The organism is Arthrobacter sp. FW306-1B-G06A (assembly GCF_058781765.1).
The window spans coordinates 118,803-134,414 of the sequence record NZ_JBYSXB010000009.1; the positions used below are offsets into that span (position 1 = coordinate 118,803).

The following is a 15,612-nucleotide window of genomic DNA, read 5'->3' on the forward strand; positions in this document are numbered from 1 at the left end:
AGGTCAGCGCGCTCCGAGGAGGTGCTCGATGAAGAGCTGCTGGAGCTTCACGAACCCAAAGCCCTTGCCGCCGAAGTAGGCATCGGCGTCGAAGTCCTCGTAAGCGGACTTGTCCGCACGCAACTGCTCGTAACCTTCGCCCGGGTTCAGGGTGGGTTCGTTGATTTGTGCCACGCGGGACGCCTGGAGGGCTTCCTGGACCTCGGGGTCGGCGCGGAATGCCTTGGCCCGCTCCTTGAGCAGCAGGTAGGTCTGCATGTTCGCGGCCGCAGAGTCCCACACGCCGTCGATGTCCTCGGTGCGGCTGGGCTTGTAGTCGAAGTGGCGCGGACCGTCGTAGGCGGGGCCGCCGTCGGGACCGCCGTTTTCGAGCAAGTCAACCAAGGAGAAAGCGTTCTGCAGGTCACCGTGGCCGAACACCAGGTCCTGGTCGAACTTGATGCTGCGCTGGCCGTTGAGGTCGATGTGGAAGAGCTTGCCCTGGTACAGGGCCTGGGCGATGCCGTGCGTGAAGTTCAGGCCCGCCATCTGCTCGTGGCCGGTCTCGGGGTTGATGCCCACGAGCTCCGGGCGTTCCAGGGTTTCGATGAAGGCTAGGGCGTGGCCCAGGGTGGGGAGCAGGATGTCGCCGCGGGGTTCGTTCGGCTTCGGTTCAATCGCGAAGCGGATGTTGTACCCCTTGTCCGTGACGTAGTCGCCCAACAGGTTCACGGCCTCGCGATAGCGTTCCAGCGCGCCGCGGATGTCCTTGGCGGCGTCGTATTCGCTGCCTTCGCGGCCGCCCCACATGACGAACGTTTCGGCGCCGAGTTCTGCGGCGAGATCGATGTTGTCCAGCACCTTGCGCAGGGCGAAGCGGCGGACGCCGCGATCGTTGCTCGTGAAACCGCCGTCCTTGAAGACGGGGTGGCTGAACAGGTTGGTGGTGACCATGGGAACGATCATCCCCGTGGCTTTGAGCGCACCCTGCAAGCGGTCGATTTCGCGCTGGCGATCGGCAGCCGAGCAGCCGAAGGGGAACAGGTCATTGTCGTGGAAAGTGATGCCGTAGGCGCCAAGATCGCTGAGTCGGTTGACGGCTTCCACGGTGTCCAGGGGAGGGCGGGTGGCCGAACCGAACTGGTCCTGCGCCTCCCAACCGACGGTCCAAAGACCGAACGAGAACTTGTCTTCACGGGTGGGCTGAATCGTCATTGAGTGCTCCGGGTAGTCGAAAGGGGTTTGTTTCGCTATCCAACATATTATGAATTCCTGTGATGTCAACCACGTGAAGCCAACAAAGTTTTTTCAGCACCTCAAGGAAAAGTCCGGAAAATATCTGGCGCATGGGCCATCCAGCCGTTATGTTGTTGTGGACATCAAATAAGGCCGTCGAGCCCTCGAACGAAGGATTCAACCGTGACTGATCAGCTGGTGGCGGAACGCAACTGGGCAGGAAACTACAGCTACCAGGCACCGCAACTCGCGCATCCCGCCAGCGTGGAGGAACTGCAAGGTCTCGTGGCAGGCGGGCAGAAGGTCCGTGCGCTTGGCTCCAGGCATTCCTTCAACTCCATTGCGGACACGGCCGGTACCCTCGTGGTGCTGGACCAGCTGGATCCGGGCATCAGCGTGGATGCGGCGAACATGACCGTCACCGTGAGCGGTGGCACGCGGTACGGGACCCTGGCGGCAGAACTCCAGCGCCAAGGCTTCGCCCTTCACAACCTCGCCTCGCTCCCCCACATTTCGGTGGCAGGAGCTGTCTCCACCGCCACGCACGGCTCCGGTGATGCCAACGGCAACCTTGCCAGCGCCGTCGCGGGCCTTGAGCTGGTCACGGCGGACGGCAGCATTCTCAGCGTGGGCCGCGGCGACGAGGATTTCGACGGAATGGTGGTGGGACTCGGCGCACTCGGCATCGTCACCAAATTGACCCTGGACATCCAGCCAACCTTTGACGTCGCCCAGCGCGTGTTCGAAAACCTCAACTGGGACCTCGTCCTGGAAAACTTCGACCAGATAACCTCCTCCGCGTATAGCGTCAGCCTGTTCACCGATTGGAGCGGAGAGACGGTGGGCCAGGCGTGGCTCAAGAGGCGCAGCTGCGATGCGGACCCGGAAACGTCGGATTTCTTCGGCGGCACCCCGGCAACAGAAGCCCGGCACCCACTTCCCGGCGTGTCAGGCAGCAACTGCACGCAGCAGCTCGGCATGGCCGGGCCGTGGTCCGATCGGCTGGCCCATTTCAGGATGGAATTCACACCGAGCCAAGGCGACGAGTTGCAGAGCGAGTACCTCATCCCCCGTGAACACGCCGTGGACGCCCTCCGCACCATGCGCCGGCTCTCCGACGTCGTGACTCCCCTGCTGCTGGTTGGCGAAATCCGCACGGTGGCCGCCGACCAGCTCTGGCTGAGCGCCAACTACGGCCGCGACGGCATCGGCTTGCACTTCACGTGGCGCCAGGACCAGCCGGCCGTCGAAGCCATCCTGCCGCTGCTTGAGGCGGAACTGGCTCCGTTCGCGGCGAGGCCGCACTGGGGCAAGCTGTTCGACGCCGGTGCTGCCGCCGTCGCGCCCTTGTACCCTCGCTTCAACGACTTCATCGCCCTGGCTGAACGCCTCGATCCGTCCGGAAAGTTCCGCAACGACTTCCTGGACCGAACGGTGTTTGGGAGCTGATATTGTCGCGATGATGCCCTCCCCCACCCGAAATCCCGTCACCGCCAGCGAGCCCGATCCGTCACGGCGAAACAACCTGGCGCTGCTGACCTCCCTTGTCCACCACAACGGTGTACTCAGTCGTGCCCAGCTGACCAAGCGGACAGGCCTGAACCGGTCCACGGTAGGGGCGTTGATAGGGCAACTCGTGAACTTGGAAGTGGTGTATGAGACGGCGCCCTCCGGCGAAGCGCAGGTGGGCAGGCCCAGCCCGATCGTCCATCCCCGGCCGTCCATAGCTGCCCTTGCGGTCAACCCGGAGATCGATGCTGTCACCATCGGTCTTGTGGGCCTCGGGGGGAAGGTCCAGAAGAAGATCCGTTTCGACACCGAGCGGATCCCGACGGCCAAAGAAGCCGTGAACATCGCGGCGGCCGTCATCGAGGGAATGCGGTCGGAGCTCGACACGTCGTACCAGGTCATGGGCGTGGGCATCGCAGTGCCCGGGCTCGTCAACCGGGGCGACGGCGTGGTCCGGCACGCCCCGCATCTGGGCTGGCGCGATGAACCCATAGCCCGAATGCTCGGCGAAGCTACCGGATACCCCTGCCACGCGGCCAACGACGCATCGCTCGGCGCCGAGGGTGAACTCCTTTTCGGCGCCGGCGCGGGCCAAAGGAACCTGATCTTCCTCAACGGTGGCGCCAGCGGCATCGGCGGCGGAATCATCGCTGACGGGGAATTGCTTCGCGGGACATCCGGCTACGCCGGGGAACTTGGACATACCTTTGTCCGCTCGACCGGCAAACCTTGCCATTGCGGGGCCGCAGGCTGCCTCGAGACCGAAGTCTCGCAGTCCTCGCTTTTTGAACTGGCCGGGATCGGCGGTGGGGATGCGGGTGAACTCGAGCAAGCGCTTCGCCGGAACAGCAGCGAAGCGGTGGGCGCCGAAGTGGCACGCCAGCTTGAGTATCTTGGCATCGCCTTGCGGAATGCGGTGAACATTTTCAACCCTGAAGCGATCGTCCTGGATGGCTTTCTCGGCGTCTTGCACGCCCTGTCTCCCGGGACATTGGACAGCTCGCTGCGATCCCAGGCGATGGACGGACCGGCTGGCCAGGTAAAGATCTACCGGGCCGCCCTCGGCTCGGATCTCATGATGATCGGAGCCGCGGAACTGGCCTTCGCACAGTTCCTCGCGGATCCGGCCGGCGCCTTAGCTGCGCTTCCTCTTAGTAAGGTCGACTATGTCTACTGACAATTCGCCCATGGGCGAACATTTCGAACTCACGGCCAGCATCGGCGGCCGCATCCAGCGCGCCGTCGTCACGGAAATCGCCGCCAGCCTGCGGGAGCTCGCCGTCGACGGCGTGGCCCTGGTCCAGGACTATCCCGCCGATGCCCAACCGCCGTGGTGCGCGGGCTGGGTCCTGGTCCCGTGGCCCAACCGGGTGGCTGGCGGCACATGGAGCGACGACGGCGTCACCCAACAACTCGACATCACCGAGCCGGACAACGGCAATGCTTTGCATGGATTGCTGACGCACACTCCATACGGGGTCAGTGCCCGGACCGCTGACAGCATTACGCTCGACGCCGGCATCTCGCCGCAAGCTGGGTACCCCTTCGAGCTGTCGACGTCGGTCCGTTATCAACTCGTGGAGGACGGGCTGCTTGTCACCCACCGCCTGGAAAACACGGGCCACCGGTCCGCGCCCGTCGCGCTCGGCGCCCATCCTTTCCTCCGGCTGGGCAGCGTGCCGACGGACGAACTCACGCTCTATATCAACGCCGCTACCCACATCGAGGTGGACGAACGCCTGAACCCCAGCGGAATCACCACGGACGTCGCCGGAACCACGAACGACTTCCGCACAGGCCAGCTGGTTGGTTCAGTTGACCTCGACGACGCCTGGAGCGATGTCCACCGCGAGGACGACGGAAGCTCGGTGCACTACCTCGAAGCGCCCGACGGCAGCCAAGTCCAAATGTTCATGGATGCCTCCTTCGGCTACGTCCAGGCCTTCACCACCACGGACTTCGCCACCGACGGCGGTATGGTGACCGCCGTCGCGGTTGAACCGATGACTGCGCCCGCCGATGCCTTCAACAGTGGCGAAGGCCTGCGCTGGCTGGAACCCGGGGAGGCCTGGGAGCCCAGCTGGGGCATCCGGTACGTGACGACGCGCGAGTAGCCAGCCGCGCGTCGCCGGCTACTTCCCCGTCGGCCACCCCGTGTACGACTCCGCAAGGTAGGCACGGGCGTGCCGGGACGAGACCACGGAGTGGAGCTCGCCGAGCTGGCGGGCCCGGCCGAAATCGTCCGAACCGGGAACGGTGTGCAACATGGACGTCATCCAGTAGGAGAAGTGCTGGGCTTTCCAGACGCGTTCCAGGGCGCGGTCGCTGTAGGACTCGAGCAGGCCGTTGGAACCGTTCGAGTAGAAGGACTCCAGGCCTTCGAAGAGCACTTTGACGTCGTGCAGTGCCAAATTGAGGCCCTTGGCACCGGTCGGGGGGACGGTGTGGGCGGCGTCGCCGGCCAGGAACAGGTTCCCGTGGCGCATCGGAGTGTGGACGAAGCTGCGGAACGGCAGGACCATCTTCTCCAGGACCGGGCCCTCCTTGAGCTCAAAGCCGTTCCCGTTGACGCGTTTGCGGAATTCGGACCAGATGCGCTCGTCGTCCCAGTCGGCCACGTTTTCTTTGGGGTCGCACTGGAAGTACATGCGCTGCACGTTCTCGGTGCGCTGGCTGATCAGGGCGAAGCCGTTCGCGGAGTTGGCGTAGATCAGTTCGTCCGAGCTGCGCGGGGCCTGGGCGAGGATGCCGAACCAGGCGAAGGGGTATTCGTGGAAGTACCACTTGCGGTTCGCCTCCGGGATCTGGAAGCGGCAGTGGCTTCGGGAACCATCGGCACCCACCAGGAAGTCCGCCTGGATCTCGAATTCCTGGCCCTCGGCGTCGGTGAACCAGACTTTCGGCCTGCCTTCGAGGTCATGGACGGTGGTGTCCGTGACGCTGTACCGGACGTCGCCGCCGTCGTCCTTGCGCCGTGCTGCAAGGTCGAGGAAAACGTCCGTCTGCGGGTACAGCCAGACTGATTCCCCCACGAGCCCCTTGAAGTCGATCCGGTGGCTTTCGCCGTTGAAGCGCAGTTCGATCCCGTCGTGCCTGTCGCCGTCGCGCAGCACGCGGTCCGAAACCCCGCTGTCCACGAGCAGGTTCACGGAGCCGTGTTCCAGGATGCCCGCACGGACCGTTTCGGCGATCTCCTGATGGCTGCGGACCTCGATGACGGTGGACTCGATCCCCGATTTTGCCAGCAGGTGGGAAAGCATGAGGCCGGCCGGGCCGGCGCCCATGATGGCCACCTGGGTGGTAATGATCTTGCGTGCCATGGTGTTCCTCGCTTCATTGCGGAACCGCGCCTAAGGGCCGCGGTGGTTCTGCTGATCAGTGTGACCCCCGCCGCATCGTCGGCGTTAGACGAATTCCGTTCAACGGAAAGCCCTTAAGTGTTCCGCTGCTCCCCGAGCTGGCGCCTGATTCCGCGGGCCGCCGTCTGCAGCACCGGCACCAACGCCTGCACGCGCATTTCGGCGAGGGGAACCACGACGCCGAGCGCCGCCACCGTGCGCCGCTTGCCGTCCGCGACCGGCACCGCGATTCCCCAAGTGTCCGGATCCACGACGCCCGCGAGCTGCGCGTACCCCTGCTGGGCGGTTTCAGCCAAAAGGTGACGGACGACGTCGGCCGTCACCTTTCCGGCCGGGTCGCTGAACTGTTTGAGGTACTCGGCCTGCTTTTCCCGCGGCTGGCTGGCCATTAACGCCAGCCCGGCCGAAGAAATGTGAACGGGCATCCGGCCGGCAACGCGGGCGCGGTTGGCCACGGATCCCCGGCGGGACAGCCGCTCCACGAACAACGCTTCCCAACCATCGAGCACGGCAAGGTTCACGTTCTGGTTCAGGACCTGCTGGATATCCTCCATGAACGGCAGGGCCGCTTGCCGGAGGGCCAAGGTGGGTGAATTCCGGTTGACGAGTTCCCATAACCGCAGGCCCAGGCGGACATCTCCGCCGGCAGCCAGATCCAGGAGACCGTGGTCGGCGAGCTGCCGGACCAGGCGATGGGCACTCGTGAGCGGCAAGCCGGCAGTCTCCGCGAGTTCGGAAAGACGCAGTGACGTGGATCCTTCGGGGAATGCTTCGATGATCCGGACGATGCGGTCCACGACGGAATCACCGGATGCCGAGTTGGCCACTGCGCTTTCCCCATTTCCCACGGATTCCATTCAATGGTGGGCTCAAGTTTACTGCGGTTCAGCGGGATCCGCAGGGGCATGCTTGGTTTCCCGGCGCGAAATCTCCAAGCCGATCGCGTCGTAGTGCGCCAGCACTACCGGCGAGGCGGATGTACCGGGCTGGTCCAGCAGGCCAAACGCGAAATCGCTGGCAGCAAGAAGTTCTTCATCGGAGCATTTGTCCAGCGGTTGGAGTCCCGCCGCGTCGATTGAGGCTGCGAATTCGCCGGTGATTTCAATCGATTTCGTTCCCGCCGCGGCCCCGAAACCGGGACTGGCAGGCTTGTCCGTGAATTCCAGGGAAACGCCGGATCCGGTGGGCAGGCCAACTTCGGTGGCTCCGCCGTCGATCGCATTGAGGTCGTTGCGGAGTCCCGCTAGTGCCTGCGATTCGACAATCGCGGCGTGCGAAAAGCCGACTCTGATGTGGGAGGTGATGCCCATTCGGCGAATCCGGCGAACAATGTGAACCAGCGCGGAGCGGGAGTCCTGATTCAGGCTCCCCCGCACGTCGATCTCGACAGCGTCGGTGGAAACATCAAATTTTACAAGGGCGTGCAATCTACGGTCCATAGGTACTCCAAAAGAGGCGTCTATGGCCGACGGCTCAACCTCAAGAAGCCTATCCTCCGGAACCCTCGTTGTACACCCCGCGAGTCGACCGACGAGCGGGCCCGCCTCACCCGGCCCGGCTGCGGCCCGGCTCCTGGGCGGGCTCTTCGAAGTGGGTCAGGGTGCCCGCTGCGTCAACGGAGTCCACCAAGGACGTGGCGATATCGCGCAATTTCACGTTGCGATTGCTCGAGGCCTCCGTGAGGATCCGGACAGCGTCCTCCTGGCTGCAGCGGCTCTGTGCCATGACAATTCCAACGGCGATATCGATCACTGTGCGGGACTCCATGGCCGCCCGGAGATTCTTTGCGCTGTCTGCATGGAGGGCGAACCTGATAGCGAGACGCAAGGCCTGCGACACCTCACGGGTATATCCGCGGGCCCGATCAGCAGCCCGTTCGTCGAACTTGTACGGGGCCTCGGAGTACAGGTTGAGCGCTGCTTTGGCCTCTCCCTCCAGATTGAAGGGCAACGACAACACCGACCTCAGTCCGTGCGACGCAACGGCACTCGCATAGTCGGGACCCCAGCGGTTCTCTTCAAGAAGATCCGGGACGTGGACTTCCCTTTCCTCTTCGGCAGCCGTCAAACATGGCCCCTGGGCCAAGGAATACTGGATCTCGTCCACTTCGCGGGCCGCATCACTGCTCCAACCAATCGTGAGTGCCTTCCGCTCGCGCAGCAGCGTGATCCCACAGAGCGCGTCATCGCCGTCGCCCGCCATCTGGTGGGCAGAAAACCGCGCCAGCTCGTTGAGGAATTCCTCGAAGTCGGCACTCTCCAGGATCAGGTTCTGGATTCGGTCGATGGTGGTCAAAGTGTTATCTGCAGGAAGCATGGCGCGTTCTCCCGGTGAATATGCTGATTGGGGCATGTGGAAACAATAAGTCCCTTTACATAAGGTCCCACACGGTCGCCAATTGGGAAACGCCTAGCCGGAAGTGAGTTCCCTGACCCGGGACCATGCCGCAGGCGCCAATACCACCGCGACGCCGACGGCGGCCCCGATCACGGTCTCCACAATGCGGTCCCGCAGCAGGAGCGCGGGCGGAACGTTGGCAACCAGCAAAGTGGAAATGAGCGCGAGCGGTGTGACGAATATCTGCGCCACGAGATATTGGCGCGTAATGAAGAGCTCTGCTCCGAACTGGCATGCGGCAATCACCAACACCATCTGCCATGGCGCCGGGCCGAGCCAGAGGATTCCGGCCAACACCAGCAAACCGAGCAATGTCCCCACGATCCTCTGGATTCCCCGTTGCACCCGATGCCGGGTACTGCGCCCAACCAGGGGAACTACTGCCGCCACCATGGCCCAATAGCCGTGTCCGAATCCGAGCCACTGCCCAACCAAAGTAGCAAGCGTTCCGGCTAGCCCGGCAGCCACGAAGTAGCCCAGGCCTTCCAGCCAAGCTGCCCGGATTTCCTGGGGCAGCAACCGGTCCGCAGCCGGTCGCTTCCATGGTGTCCGGTGGCTCGGGACTACCCGCGCCGACATTCCGATCAGCAACGCCAACACGGCAGTCAAAACCGCCGCCAACATCCCTTCCCAGAGCGGGGGCTGCTGGGGAACGGAGGCGATCGCGGCGAAAGCGAAAATATGGAAGAGCGAACCTGCCGGGCGAAGCCTCCACAGCGCGGTCACCACGGAGCAAAATGCGGCAACCAATGTGGTGCCTAGCGTGAGGATCCACAGGTACGCGTCCGAGCCCTGGCCAACCCGGGCGGTCAGGGTGGCAAGCAGGATGATGCCGAGGAGCAACGAACCGGCACGGAGCTGGCTTCGAAAACGGTGGCTGTGGGGCTCGTTACGGCCGTAGATATTCGTGAACGCCGCAAAGCTGGCGAAGACCACAAGGTCCAGCCGTCCGAACAACACGAGGGTGATCAACGGCAGGAAGACGCCCACCGCGCAGCGCACAGCCGGGTGATGGTCCTTGTTGCCGGGACCGATCCTGAACATCTCTGCCAGGGCGTTCAATGGCTTGCCTGCCTCTTTGCTTCTCTTGAGCGCCGAACTGCTCAACTAATCCCCACCGCCACCCTCGCCTCGCAAGCTCGGCCAGGGAACCCTGGCGGCGTGGGCCCACGACGGCGGCGCTGGCATCCGCTAAGAGCTTACGCCGGGAGGCTCCAGGCAGCCGGACCGCCTTCCGTTGAATGGTAGATCGTGAAGCGAAGTAAGACGGCGGCACGTCTTCGATTGATAGTCTCATGTCGGTTGTTACCAGCCGGGCCGGGGCTATTCCGGCCACATCACCTGTACCCATTCACCGGAGGTCAATCCATGCTCAAAGGTTTCAAGGACTTCGTTCTTCGCGGCAACATCATCGAGTTGTCCATCGCCGTCGTCATCGGCACCGCGTTCACAGCCCTGGTCGCAGCGTTCACCACCAACATCATCAACCCGGTCATCGCCGCCGCCGGCGGAGTCAACGCCCAGGGGCTCGGCTTCGCGATTTGGCCCGACAACGCGAAGACCTTCGTCAACTTCGGCGCCGTCATCACCGCGTTCGTAACTTTCCTGATCACGGCCGCCGTGGTGTACTTCATCTTCGTTGCGCCCATGAACAAGATCAACGAACTGACCAAGCGCCGCGCCTCCATCGAAGAGCCCGAGGACGAGCCACTGCCGGCTGATACCGCCCTGCTTGTTGAAATCCGCGACCTCCTGACCGAGCTCGCCGCTGCCAACAAGAGCAACGAGAACGCCCGCTAGGTTTCGTGAATCACGGCCAGTTCGGCGCGTCCGGTCGGCGCCGAACTGGCCCCATGAATACCGCCCCAGATCGTGACGCAGGCGCAATCCGCCTGAAACAGGGCTCGGGCACGATAGTGCCATGAAGCCGAAGAAGAGGTCTTCCGTTACCGCTGAGCTCTCCTGCGAAGTGTGCGGGCAGATGCCCGAGGCTCCGAAGGCAAGGGTCACCGTGGCCCAAATCGCGGTGATGCTTCCCATCGAACTTCTTGTCCACGCCATTGTGGTTGAAACGCAACTGCCTTACCTGGCCAAGGTGCTCCTCCTGACCGTGACCGCAACGGTCCTGGTGATTTGGGTTGCCGAGCCCTCCGCGGCCAGGATCCTGCGGCGCTGGATCCACGCACCTGCCCTCCGCCACCGCAGGAAGCTCCATTCGGCCCCGGCGCTTTGGCGGGCGAGGACTGTGCTCCGCGACCAGCCAGGCTCCCTCCAACGCATGACCCACTCGCTCGCCCGGACGAACATCAACATCCTCAGCATCCATGTCCACCCCATGGATGGAGCCGTCATGGACGAATTCGTGGTGTCTGCCCCGGGCCACCTCGGCGAGCATGAGCTACTGACAGCGCTCGACGACGGCGGTGGCCGGGATTCGCACGTGTGGCCTACCACTGCACTCGCCATGGCGGACGGCCAGACAAAGGCCCTGAGCCTGGCTGCCCGGATCGCCGACAACCCGGACGAATTACCGCTGGCGGTAGCAGAACTGCTGTCGGCGAAAATCGTCACCCCTGAACCCGAAGGGCCGGCCGCCGAGGCAGGCGCCGCCGTCGGGCCCTCCACAACCCTCCTCAAGATTCCGACCGCATGGCACGGGCCGCTCCTGTTCTCCCGACCGGACGAGCCGTTCACGCCGGCGGAATCGGCACGTGCACATCGGCTTGCCGAGCTGGCGGAAATCCTGGCGCACACCCGGAGCGCCGACGCCAAGGACCGGGACTAGACCGGCCGACAACTGGAAGGTGGTGGCGGGATGAGCGCCATAGACATGAGGGAGATGGATTCCGCAGGGGTGTCCGTTCCCGGCCAGCCCAGCGCCGAGGCGGTGGCCACGAGCCGGGAGCCCCAGCACTGTGGCCGGGCGATGGCCGTTGCCATCAGCAAACTCGCGGACCAGCTGGCAAGCGAGGACGCGCATGAAGCCCTGATGGGCCGCGAACTCCGGCTCCGCGTCACCGCGGATCCGGACGGCGCACGCATCTCCGTGTGGTGTTTCCCGGAGGAGTAGCGAGGGCGGAGGGCCGATCCGGATTTCACATCATGAACCCGACGCCGGCGTCCACAAACTCCGCCGGTACAGTTTGTCGGGTGACTACCAAGATTGATCTCGAGCGTGCTGCCGATACCCTCCGGGCGTGGGCTTTGGATGAAGACCTGAAGCAACGCGTCATGTCCACGCCAGCCTTGGCAACAATGGCTTCGCGCGTGGCAACGCGATACTCGGCCGGGGACACCACCGCCGATGCCATCGAGGTAGCCGCAGCGGCGGTGGCGCGCGGGCATGCCGCCAGCATCGAGTATGCCGGCGAGAGCGTGCGCAACGCCGAGCTCGCACGCTCGGAAGCCGGGGTCTTCCTTGAGCTGGGCGCTGCCCTCGGGAAGTCCGGCCTGCCGGGCGCCATCTCTTTCGACCTCTCCCACCTCGGCGCACTCGTGGACCGCGATCTGGCCCTCAACCATGTACGCCAGCTCGCCGCGATAACTGAACCGTACGGAACGGGACTGATGATCTCGGCCGAAGGCTCCGACCGGACCGATTTGGTCCTCGACCTGTACGACGAGCTCGCAGCAGAGATCCCCCGCGTCGGCATCACGCTCCAAGCCCGCCTGCACCGCACCCCCGGAGACCTCGAGCGGGTCCTTCTCCACCCGGGTACCGTTCGCTTGGTCAAAGGCGCGTTCCTCGAGCCCGAGTCCGTCGCCTACCCTCGCAACAGCGCCGAACTGACGGCTGCCTACCTCGACCTCGCGAGCCAGCTCATCCGCTCGGGCCACTCCCTGTCCCTCGCAACCCACGACGACGAGCTCGTCAACACGCTCATCTCCAGGCACGGCGAGGCACTGAAGACAGACGCGATCGAATTCGAGATGCTCCTCGGACTCGGGACCGAACTTCTCGATCGGCTCCACAGGGACGGGTACAGGACCCGTGAGTACGTCATCTTCGGTGGCGAATGGTGGTTGTACGTCCTGAATCGCATCGCGGAACATCCCGAGCGTGCGCTGACGGCTCTCGCCGACCTCAACCCGAGCTAAGCCCTCCCCGATCCCGGCTGCCCTGCGACGCGGAAAATACCCTGCGATACGGGTATTCCAGCGTCGCAGGGTATTTTCCGCGTCGCGAGGTAGGAAGCGCGTCGGCAGGCCATTAGTGTGTCGCCATAGCAACGCCCCAGCGCCGGGTTGCCCGGTATCCCATGCAATACCCGGCAGACCTAGCGTGCGGCCTGCTAATATCCACTGTCAGATCTCTGAGGTAGGTTCCCGGTCCGCGGCCTCGTCTTCCTAGATCTTGACGGTGTCGGCCTTGAGTACGCTCGCGCCTACGAACTTTGGAGCCGCTGAACAGCCTTCGCAATCATGCCTGCTGCCTCGTCGATTTCCTCCGTGGTAGTGAAGCGCCCGAATCCTACGCGAATACTGGACCTGGCCATGGCGCCGTCAAGGCCAATGGCCATGAGAACATGTGAGGGATTCTGGTCGCTGCTGTTGCAGGCGGACCCAGTCGACATGGCTATTTTCGGTAGGGCTGATAGCAGGTCCACCGAATCGATGTCCGGAATCCTGAAATTCAGGCAATTCGGAAGAGCGTCATCGAGCGGCGAGTTGGCGGTGACCGTTTGGATGCGCTTGGACAACTGGTTCCAGAATCTGCTTCTCAGGTCGAGAACTCTTTGCTTTTCGCTGGCGGAGATCTCGTTGGAAATTTTTATTGCTTCCGCGAATCCGACGATGCCGGTGATGTTTTGCGTCCCAGGCCGGCGCCCTCCCTCTTGGCCGCCGCCGAACAACATGTTTTCGAACCCCCCATGCAGCGTCTGGGTTTCCTTGTCGATGTAGAGGGCTCCGATGCCTTTGGGCCCGTAAATTTTGTGCCCTGAGAAGCTGATCAGGTTTGGGCCCAGGGATTTGAAGTCCGGAGCGAGATAGCCGATGGCTTGCGTGGCGTCGCAGTGAAACCGAACCCCTGCCTCACGAGTGATGGCGGCGATGTCCGTGACCGGTTGTATGGTGCCGATCTCGTTATTAGCCAGCATTATCGACACGAGGCTGGTGTTGGGCCTGATCGCGTCGGCAATGTCATTGGGTGAGACGATCCCTTGTGCGTCCACGGGCAGAAAGGTGACTTCACCGCCCCGCTTTTGAAAGGCGAGGCAGGCATCCAGGACGGATTTGTGCTCGATGACAGAGGTAATGATGTGGTTGCTGCTGGACCCAGCTGCAGTTGCGATTACCCAGTTGTTGGACTCCGTCGCCCCGGAGGTGAAGAAGAGCTCACCCGGGCGGCAATTCAGCACTCTAGAGATGCTGCGGCGGGCCTTTTCGATTCCGTGAGGTTCGCGGTGTTGGCGCCGTCCAAGACTGTGCCAAGGCTGAGCCCTGCCATCATCGAACTCCGCGAAAAATCATCGATCCCGGTTGGTGCATCGAAATATCCGCATGAGATCAGGGCTTGCGTGTCGCCGGTAACCTCAACCGACAAATCCAAGCCGTCCAGAAGTCGATCAATATCCATGGCGGGTGCTGTCTTCATTGCACACTGACCTTCTCTTGTGAAGTTGATGATTCAGCAAAAACGGCAACGCCGGCGCAGACCGTGAGAATCGCGATACCTGCCATCTGCCGAAAGTCCAGGCTTTGATGTAGAACCACGGCACCTACGGTGGAAGCCAACGCAGGGTCAAGGGCAGCGACGAGCGCGAATACCAAAGCTCGAAGGCGTTTCATTGCAAATAGCTCCAGCGCAAACGGAGCCAGCAAGGTCAATATGGAAACAATGAGCGCATGGAGCGCCAATTCAGGAGTGAATAGAACAGCGGGCGGAGCGTTCACCATGAAGGCAGCCAGCGCAATGGGGAGGGCAACCCATAGCCCCTTACTAAGAGTGAGCATCGGGTGGTTGGCCTGCGGAATGGAAGTCCCGACATGGATGTATGCGGTCAGTAGCAGTCCCGTTGCCGCAGCAAAGAACAGACCTTCGAGTGCAGTCGTCGCGCCATAGGTCGGAATCATGAAGAGCCCGGCAACCGCCAGCCCCGCAGCAACCCGGGCCGTGGTGTTGCGGGACCGGATGCATCCGATAACGAGAGGCAGTGTGAACTCTATGGAGACGGCCAGGGATAGATCAATGGTGGATATCGCCCGGTAGAAGGTGACCTGCATCAGCCCCAGCACCAACCCGTACTTGAGGATGAATCGGACCGGCGCTCGACTCGATGATTTCATCATGAAAATCACTGGAAGAGTCAGGATCGCGGCAATCCCGATTCGCAAAACCGTCGCACTCGCGGCGCCCATCGAGCTAATCAACCCGACCGCGACGGCGTTACCGATTTGAAGGAGCGAGAGGCTCGCTACGGACGCCAGAATGCCGGCCCTGTGTCGGGATGACTCTGGCCTATTTGCTTGAAAAGTCAATTGCTGACCCGTTCCGAGTCGGCATGGTGCAAACACGCGGAGCCAGCGTTGGCCTTTTCCGCCGAAGGTATACGCGCTATTTTCACGAGAGGATCCCCAATTATCCAGAAGTGAGTCGTGTATTTGCGCTTGTATGCGGCGCCTGAAAATCCTCATACAAACCTTGTGACAGGGCCAAATAGTTTGTGACAGCAACGTGACACACAAGTTCGGATGCGGTTGGCAGTGATTATCCCTGTTGGGGCGGCGTACCCAGGGGCTTGTGGGCCCGGCCCCCCCCTTTTTGTTTGGGCCGCCACCCTTCAAAGTTTTCCGGGTTCGTGGATGAGCGCGAGTTGAGGGTTGCGTGCGGGACCGGCCCTTAACACGCGCCTTGTCCACGTGAAACACCACCCCAGCCGATATGGCATCGTCCCCCTTGTCGACCTCCGCCGGCCGGCAGACCCCGAAAGGCGAATCGAGCAAGTGCCCTGAACCGGACGGGGATCCTCCGACCGTCGGGATCATCGTAGGTCCGACGCCTACCTCGAGGAAGGCGCAACGGGTGCGAGTGAACCCCTCCACGCCTCCGGTATCCCATCTGCGCACCCGCGTTTCAATAACAAGCCACCCTCCTCGCCGACCTCAACCCGAACTGAGCCCTCCCCGACCC

General features: G+C 63.0%; 15 protein-coding genes and 1 pseudogene. 7 read left to right on the forward strand and 9 right to left on the reverse strand.

Features of this window, described 5'->3' with window-relative positions; translation table 11 throughout:
* Positions 1-3 precede the first annotated feature (3 nt).
* Positions 4-1,194: a xylose isomerase gene (xylA, locus tag AC3WJM_RS07055; RefSeq protein WP_492271483.1), complete on the reverse strand. Its 1,191-nt coding sequence runs from the start codon at positions 1,192-1,194 to the stop codon at positions 4-6.
* 204 nt (positions 1,195-1,398) lie between these two features.
* On the opposite strand from xylA, the gene AC3WJM_RS07060 reads away from it, so the two are divergent.
* From AC3WJM_RS07060 to AC3WJM_RS07070, 3 genes are read left to right on the forward strand one after another with little or no spacing between them, the layout of a single operon-like run.
* Positions 1,399-2,664 carry an FAD-binding protein gene (locus AC3WJM_RS07060; protein WP_492271484.1) on the forward strand — a complete coding sequence of 422 codons (1,266 nt, stop codon included), beginning with the start codon at positions 1,399-1,401 and terminating at the stop codon, positions 2,662-2,664.
* Positions 2,654-3,901 (forward strand): ROK family protein, encoded by a 1,248-nt coding sequence (locus AC3WJM_RS07065; protein ID WP_253257307.1) that lies wholly within the window; start codon positions 2,654-2,656, stop codon positions 3,899-3,901. The genes AC3WJM_RS07060 and AC3WJM_RS07065 overlap by 11 nt, the downstream gene beginning before the upstream one ends.
* The gene (locus AC3WJM_RS07070; RefSeq protein WP_492271485.1) at positions 3,891-4,838 is read left to right on the forward strand and encodes an aldose 1-epimerase family protein; all 948 of its coding nucleotides are present in this window, start codon (positions 3,891-3,893) and stop codon (positions 4,836-4,838) included. Before AC3WJM_RS07065 ends, AC3WJM_RS07070 begins: the two co-directional genes overlap by 11 nt.
* 18 nt (positions 4,839-4,856) lie before the next feature.
* Here the strand turns inward: AC3WJM_RS07070 and AC3WJM_RS07075 are convergent, their stop codons facing one another.
* The 5 genes from AC3WJM_RS07075 to AC3WJM_RS07095 all read right to left on the reverse strand — a co-directional run bounded on the left by AC3WJM_RS07075 (position 4,857) and on the right by AC3WJM_RS07095 (position 9,542).
* Positions 4,857-6,044: a 4-hydroxybenzoate 3-monooxygenase gene (locus tag AC3WJM_RS07075; protein WP_492271486.1), complete on the reverse strand. Its 1,188-nt coding sequence runs from the start codon at positions 6,042-6,044 to the stop codon at positions 4,857-4,859.
* Positions 6,045-6,157: 113 nt separating this feature from the next.
* Entirely contained in the window at positions 6,158-6,910 is a 753-nt protein-coding gene (locus AC3WJM_RS07080; protein ID WP_492271493.1) for an IclR family transcriptional regulator, read from the reverse strand.
* A gap of 48 nt (positions 6,911-6,958) precedes the next feature.
* Positions 6,959-7,522 (reverse strand): hypothetical protein, encoded by a 564-nt coding sequence (locus AC3WJM_RS07085; protein WP_059388779.1) that lies wholly within the window; start codon positions 7,520-7,522, stop codon positions 6,959-6,961.
* Positions 7,523-7,628: 106 nt separating this feature from the next.
* Positions 7,629-8,399 carry a GAF and ANTAR domain-containing protein gene (locus AC3WJM_RS07090; RefSeq protein WP_284988978.1) on the reverse strand — a complete coding sequence of 257 codons (771 nt, stop codon included), beginning with the start codon at positions 8,397-8,399 and terminating at the stop codon, positions 7,629-7,631.
* A 93-nt stretch (positions 8,400-8,492) separates the two neighbouring features.
* Complete coding sequence (locus AC3WJM_RS07095; RefSeq protein ID WP_253257332.1) at positions 8,493-9,542, reverse strand: FUSC family protein; 1,050 nt, start codon at positions 9,540-9,542, stop codon at positions 8,493-8,495.
* A gap of 306 nt (positions 9,543-9,848) precedes the next feature.
* Here AC3WJM_RS07095 and mscL point away from each other — a divergent pair, with 306 nt between their 5' ends.
* From mscL to AC3WJM_RS07115, 4 genes are all read left to right on the forward strand, one after another.
* Positions 9,849-10,280, forward strand: coding sequence for a large conductance mechanosensitive channel protein MscL (gene mscL, locus AC3WJM_RS07100; RefSeq protein ID WP_059388782.1), 432 nt, complete (start codon positions 9,849-9,851; stop codon positions 10,278-10,280).
* 121 nt (positions 10,281-10,401) lie between these two features.
* Entirely contained in the window at positions 10,402-11,265 is an 864-nt protein-coding gene (locus tag AC3WJM_RS07105; RefSeq protein ID WP_059388783.1) for an ACT domain-containing protein, read from the forward strand.
* 30 nt (positions 11,266-11,295) lie between these two features.
* On the forward strand, positions 11,296-11,550 hold the full coding sequence (locus tag AC3WJM_RS07110; protein WP_492271487.1) for a hypothetical protein: 255 nt from the start codon (positions 11,296-11,298) through the stop codon (positions 11,548-11,550).
* Between the two features lie 80 nt (positions 11,551-11,630).
* A complete protein-coding gene (locus AC3WJM_RS07115) occupies positions 11,631-12,578 on the forward strand; it encodes a proline dehydrogenase family protein (protein ID WP_492271488.1) in 948 nt (315 codons plus the stop codon).
* A gap of 287 nt (positions 12,579-12,865) precedes the next feature.
* On the opposite strand, the pseudogene AC3WJM_RS07120 reads toward AC3WJM_RS07115, so the two are convergent.
* The 3 genes and pseudogenes from AC3WJM_RS07120 to AC3WJM_RS07130 all read right to left on the reverse strand — a co-directional run.
* Positions 12,866-13,873, reverse strand: a pseudogene (locus tag AC3WJM_RS07120) (cysteine desulfurase family protein); the annotation flags it as partial.
* The gene (locus tag AC3WJM_RS07125) at positions 13,834-14,076 is read right to left on the reverse strand and encodes a hypothetical protein (protein WP_332602813.1); all 243 of its coding nucleotides are present in this window, start codon (positions 14,074-14,076) and stop codon (positions 13,834-13,836) included. The pseudogene AC3WJM_RS07120 and the gene AC3WJM_RS07125, both read right to left, overlap by 40 nt.
* Positions 14,073-14,840, reverse strand: a complete 768-nt coding sequence (locus AC3WJM_RS07130; protein ID WP_492271489.1) for an EamA family transporter — start codon at positions 14,838-14,840, stop codon at positions 14,073-14,075. The genes AC3WJM_RS07125 and AC3WJM_RS07130 overlap by 4 nt, the downstream gene beginning before the upstream one ends.
* Positions 14,841-15,612: the final 772 nt, after the last annotated feature.

Bases quoted from the DNA above. Each gene is read 5' to 3' on its own strand.
- mscL (WP_059388782.1), top strand. From the start codon at position 9,849: ATGCTCAAAGGTTTCAAGGACTTCGTTCTTCGCGGCAACATCATCGAG.
- AC3WJM_RS07070 (WP_492271485.1), top strand. From the start codon at position 3,891: ATGTCTACTGACAATTCGCCCATGGGCGAACATTTCGAACTCACGGCC.
- AC3WJM_RS07075 (WP_492271486.1), bottom strand. From the start codon at position 6,044: ATGGCACGCAAGATCATTACCACCCAGGTGGCCATCATGGGCGCCGGC.
- AC3WJM_RS07125 (WP_332602813.1), bottom strand. From the start codon at position 14,076: ATGAAGACAGCACCCGCCATGGATATTGATCGACTTCTGGACGGCTTG.
- AC3WJM_RS07105 (WP_059388783.1), top strand. From the start codon at position 10,402: ATGAAGCCGAAGAAGAGGTCTTCCGTTACCGCTGAGCTCTCCTGCGAA.
- xylA (WP_492271483.1), bottom strand. From the start codon at position 1,194: ATGACGATTCAGCCCACCCGTGAAGACAAGTTCTCGTTCGGTCTTTGG.
- AC3WJM_RS07090 (WP_284988978.1), bottom strand. From the start codon at position 8,399: ATGCTTCCTGCAGATAACACTTTGACCACCATCGACCGAATCCAGAAC.
- AC3WJM_RS07110 (WP_492271487.1), top strand. From the start codon at position 11,296: ATGAGCGCCATAGACATGAGGGAGATGGATTCCGCAGGGGTGTCCGTT.
- AC3WJM_RS07130 (WP_492271489.1), bottom strand. From the start codon at position 14,840: ATGGGCGCCGCGAGTGCGACGGTTTTGCGAATCGGGATTGCCGCGATC.
- AC3WJM_RS07085 (WP_059388779.1), bottom strand. From the start codon at position 7,522: ATGGACCGTAGATTGCACGCCCTTGTAAAATTTGATGTTTCCACCGAC.